This is a genomic window from Butyricicoccus sp., assembly GCF_050872565.1.
In the GTDB taxonomy this organism is placed as follows: Bacteria; Bacillota; Clostridia; order Oscillospirales; family Butyricicoccaceae; genus Butyricicoccus_A.
Genome location: NZ_JBNMHC010000174.1, coordinates 1 through 4706, shown reverse-complemented (window position 1 = coordinate 4706; position 4706 = coordinate 1). Strand labels below are relative to the sequence as shown.

General features: G+C 48.9%; 4 protein-coding genes. 3 read left to right on the top strand and 1 reads right to left on the bottom strand.

Annotated elements, in window-relative coordinates:
* Positions 1 to 157: 157 nt before the first annotated feature.
* The gene (locus ACR0P9_RS07905; protein WP_432618978.1) at positions 158 to 2782 is read left to right on the top strand and encodes a cation-translocating P-type ATPase; all 2625 of its coding nucleotides are present in this window, start codon (positions 158 to 160) and stop codon (positions 2780 to 2782) included.
* Positions 2783 to 2835: 53 nt separating this feature from the next.
* Here ACR0P9_RS07905 and ACR0P9_RS07900 read toward each other — a convergent pair whose 3' ends face one another.
* Positions 2836 to 3504, bottom strand: coding sequence for a YoaK family protein (locus ACR0P9_RS07900; protein ID WP_432618976.1), 669 nt, complete (start codon positions 3502 to 3504; stop codon positions 2836 to 2838).
* A gap of 156 nt (positions 3505 to 3660) precedes the next feature.
* Between ACR0P9_RS07900 and ACR0P9_RS07895 the strand changes: the two genes are divergently transcribed.
* On the top strand, positions 3661 to 4113 hold the full coding sequence (locus ACR0P9_RS07895) for a MaoC family dehydratase (RefSeq protein ID WP_432618974.1): 453 nt from the start codon (positions 3661 to 3663) through the stop codon (positions 4111 to 4113).
* Positions 4114 to 4137: 24 nt separating this feature from the next.
* The coding region (locus tag ACR0P9_RS07890; protein ID WP_432618972.1) for an NUDIX hydrolase at positions 4138 to 4706 on the top strand (569 nt) is incomplete at its 3' end.

Sequence of the window (4706 nt, the reverse complement as noted above, 5' to 3'; positions counted from 1 at the left end):
TTGTCAACATCACGATTTGCGCGGGCAAATCTGGCAGGGTGCGCCTGAACACACAGGTAACAAGACTTTTCGGCAGCTGTTGTTATACGCTTCAGCTGGCGGAAGGTCTTTTTTTATTTGCCTTCCGCCGCAGAAAAACGATGAAAGGAAGGCAAGAATGACACAAGACTATTTTAGAAAGACGACAGAAGAGGCGCTGCGCGCTCAGCAAACCTCGCTGCAAGGCTTATCCACACAGGAAGCCGCACAAAGACGGCAAATGTATGGAAAAAATCAACTGTCCGAGGGAAAGAAAAAGAGCATTGTGCAAATTTTTGCTCAACAGTTTCAGGATTTGATGGTTTGCATTTTGATGATTGCGGCGATCATTTCCGCCTGTTCCGGCAATGTGGAGAGCACGATAGTTATTTTTGCTGTGTTAGTGCTCAATGCGATTTTAGGCACGGTACAGTATGTCAAAGCAGAGAAATCTCTGGAGAGTCTGAAGGCAATGGCATCACCGACGGCAAAAGTATTGCGCGATGGCGTGCGCATCGAAGTAGATTCCACGAATCTTGTTCCGGGAGATATTTTGCTGCTTGAAGCGGGAGATATGGTCACGGCGGATGGACGAATTTTAGAAAATTATTCGCTGAAAGTCAACGAAAGCTCGCTGACCGGAGAGTCCGAGGGTGTGGATAAATGCGAGGATGCCATTTCTGCGGAACAGGTTGCTTTGGGCGATCAGAAAAACATGGTGTTTTCTGGTTCGTTGGTGACATATGGCCGCGCATCGGTGCTTGTGACAGCGACAGGGATGCAGACCGAACTCGGTAAGATTGCAGCACTGATGAACCAAACGCAGCAGCGCAAGACGCCGTTGCAGGAAAACTTGGATGCGTTTAGTGCCAGATTGGCAGTCGGCATTCTTATTATCTGCGCGGGTGTCTTTGCACTGTCTGTCCTTCGTACCGGCATGAGTATTTTAGATTCGCTGATGTTTGCCGTGGCATTGGCTGTGGCGGCGATTCCGGAAGTGTTATCGTCTATTGTCACGATTGTGCTTGCGATGGGCACACAAAAGATGGCAAAGCAACATGCGATTATCAAGGATTTAAAAGCAGTGGAGAGCTTGGGCAGTGTGTCAGTCATCTGTTCGGATAAAACCGGCACATTGACACAAAACAAAATGACGCCGCAAAAGCTGTATGCAGATGGACAGATCATCACAAAAGAGCAACTCAATCTCTCTCATCCCGTACAGCAAATGCTGCTTCAATCTGCCTTGCTGGCGAGTGATGCGACACATGATAAACAGACGGGAACTTCTATCGGTGACCCAACAGAAGTAGCGCTTGTTATGTTGGGCGAAGCATTCGGTATCGAAGAAGAGGAGTATCGCGCACAATATCCACGATTGAGTGAGTTGGCATTTGATTCGGACCGAAAACGCATGAGTACTCTGCACGAAATCAACGGGGTACCGACGATGTTTACCAAGGGTGCCATCGATGGATTGCTCGACCGTTCCACCCATCTTTTGACAAGCGGCGGTTGTGTCGAGTTGACGCCGGAGCGAAGAAAAGAGATCATGCGCGTGAATCAAGAGCTGTCGGAACAAGGTTTGCGCGTGCTGGCATTTGCCTATCGAGAATTGGACGAAGTTCGTCCGCTGTCCCTAGAGGATGAATGCAGCTTTACCTTTCTTGGCTTGATTTCCATGATAGATCCGCCGCGTCCGGAGGCAGTGCAAGCGGTAGCGGATGCTAAGCGCGGCGGCATCAAAACCGTTATGATTACCGGAGATCATAAAATCACTGCAACGGCAATCGCACGCCAATTGGGCATTTTTGCAGAAGGAGATATTGCCGTGTCCGGCGTGGAGCTGGAACAGATGAGCGAGAATGAACTGAAGGAACGCTTGCCGCATATTTCCGTATATGCTCGTGTGTCACCGGAGCATAAAATACGGATTGTCCGTGCATGGCAGCAGCGCGGCGCGATTGTTTCGATGACCGGTGACGGCGTCAATGACGCACCGGCACTCAAACAGGCGGATATTGGTGTGGCGATGGGCATCACTGGCACAGAAGTCAGCAAGGATGCCGCTTCGATGATTTTGACGGATGATAATTTTGTAACAATTGTCAAGGCAGTCGTCAATGGCAGAAGTGCCTATGAGAACATTCGCAATGCAATTCGATTTTTGCTGTCCGGCAATGCCGCAGGCATTTTCTGTGTGCTGTATGCGTCGCTGTTGGCGTTGCCTGTGCCATTTCAGCCCGTGCATCTGTTATTCATCAATTTACTCACGGATTCGCTTCCGGCGATTGCCATTGGCATGGAACCGGCACGGCGCGGGCTGCTTGACCGTGCCCCGCGCAATCCGAACGAACCGTTGCTCAATCGGTCGCTCATTGGAAATATCAGCTGGCAGGGCTTGCTGATCGCTGTGGTGACGATGGCGGCATTCTATTTGGGGTATCAGCAGGATGCGGCACTGGCATCCACGATGGCGTTTTCGACCTTGACGTTGGCACGCCTGTTCCATGGCTTTAACTGCCGAGGAGAAGCCTCCATATTCCGGTTGAAATTTTCCACCAATCCGTACTCTAATTGGGCGTTCTTAACAGGCATTCTTTTGCTGCTCGCTGTTTTGTTCGTTCCGGGACTGAACCAGTTGTTTATGGTTTCTCCGCGATTTGGCTTGTGCCAGCTGGCGGAAATTGCTGCTTTGGCATTTGTGCCGACACTCATCATTCAAATCAAAAAATTGCTTGCAGAAGCGAGAAAACATGCATAGAAAAAAGCGTGATGCCGATTGTTTCGGTATCACGCTTTTGACGTCATATTTACTTAACGATGTTCTTTTTGCATCATGCCGAATGCGATGCACAGCAATACACTGGATACCCAGATTGCCCGCAGACCAATGTGCAGCGAGCAAATGCCGCCTGCACCTGCACCGATGGCAAAGACACAGATGATGCCATAATAGTGTAAAGCTTTGCGCAGGGCTTCCGGCTTCTTGTCGCGCAGATAGATGGACAGACTTTCCGTGCCGCTGCGAAGATTGCCGATGCACATGGTGCTGGCATAACCATAGCCATGTACTTTGCGGAAGGTCTGCACCTGCATGGAGCAAGCAAACGACACGAGAGCGGTGGCAATCATGTTGTATTGCGTGGGAATAAAACCAACGATAATGAGCAGCACCAATTCAATCGCCACGACAATTTGCCGCCAGTGCAGCTTGGTGTACGTTTTGTAACGATGACCGATCTGCTCTGCGACAAAGACGCCAAGAGCAAAGGCGAAGAGCGGAAACAAGTAATGCAGAGCGGTTGTCCAGTCGCCTTCCATGAAATGCTGGCTCATCAGGACGATGTTACCGGTTTGCGCATTGGAGAAAACCTCGTCGCGCACATTGTACGTGTATGCGTCCTGAAAACCGCCGGACAGCGCCAGCACAGCACTGAGCAAAAAGGTCTCCGACGTCTGGAACTGTGCTTCTAGATGATTCATATGTTCACCCGATTTCATTTAAATTCTTTCCAGTCCCATATTATACAGGAAGCATAGAGAAAAAGCAAATGCAGCGCTTGGATTTCGCAAAAGTTCTTGCAATTGGCTTTTGCCCCATTTACAATAAGAATGTTATAAAGATAGGAGAACTGTACGATGTATTTTGAAGAGATTCAAGTAGGAGATTATCGAATCATTCCAGAAACACCGGTTTGTCGGGATGAAATGCTGGAATTTTCTCAGACATACAATCCGCATCCTGTTCATGTGGATGAAACATTTGCCAAAACGACACGTGCCGGTCAAATTCTGGCATCCGGTGTTTATACATTTTTGCTTGGCTGGGCACACTATGTCATGCAGGACTTCGGAGGCAAGGAAACACTTGCCGGTACGGAAATTCGTATGCAGTTTTTTGCGCCGGTCTTCGCGGGAGATACACTGCATGGAAAAGCATTTGTAGCAGATACACAAGTACGTAATCCATACAATGGTCTGATTGACGTACAGGTTGACTTATACAACCAGAATGACGAATTGGTGTTGCGCAGCCACAGCAGTGAAATTATCAAACGGAAAAATCCAGCTGTTCCTATTCACACAGTATAAATGGCACAAGAAAAAGGAGAATGTATGTCACCGGAATTACTCGAACGGTTAAGAAAACATCAACCATCTATTATTGGATGCAAACAATGTAAGCAGGCGGCAGTTATGATTCCGCTGATGGAAACAGCAGATGGACTGCAAATCGTATTGGAACAGCGGTCGCCTAAGCTCAAGCATCAACCCCGTGATATTTGCTTGCCTGGCGGCGCCATAGAGTCGGGAGAGACACCGCAGCAGGCAGCCGTTCGAGAGGCTTGTGAAGAGCTTTTGATACGACCGGAGCAAATCGAGGTTTTTGGCTTGATGGATGTTTTGCACACGAATACACTGATGCTGTACCCATATGCAGCCAAGTTGTCTGCCTATGCGATGACATACAGCCCGGCAGAAGTAGAACAGGTATTTTGCGTGCCGCTGTCATTTTTTCAGACCCAAGAGCCGGAACAGTATCGCATTACCTTGCCGGTACACCCGCCGGAGAATTTTCCTTTGTCCCGCATTGTGGGCGGCGAAAAGTATCAATGGCGGGAACGCAGAGAAGATATTTTATTTTATCAATATCGGGATTGGACAATTTGGGGGATTACCGCCAA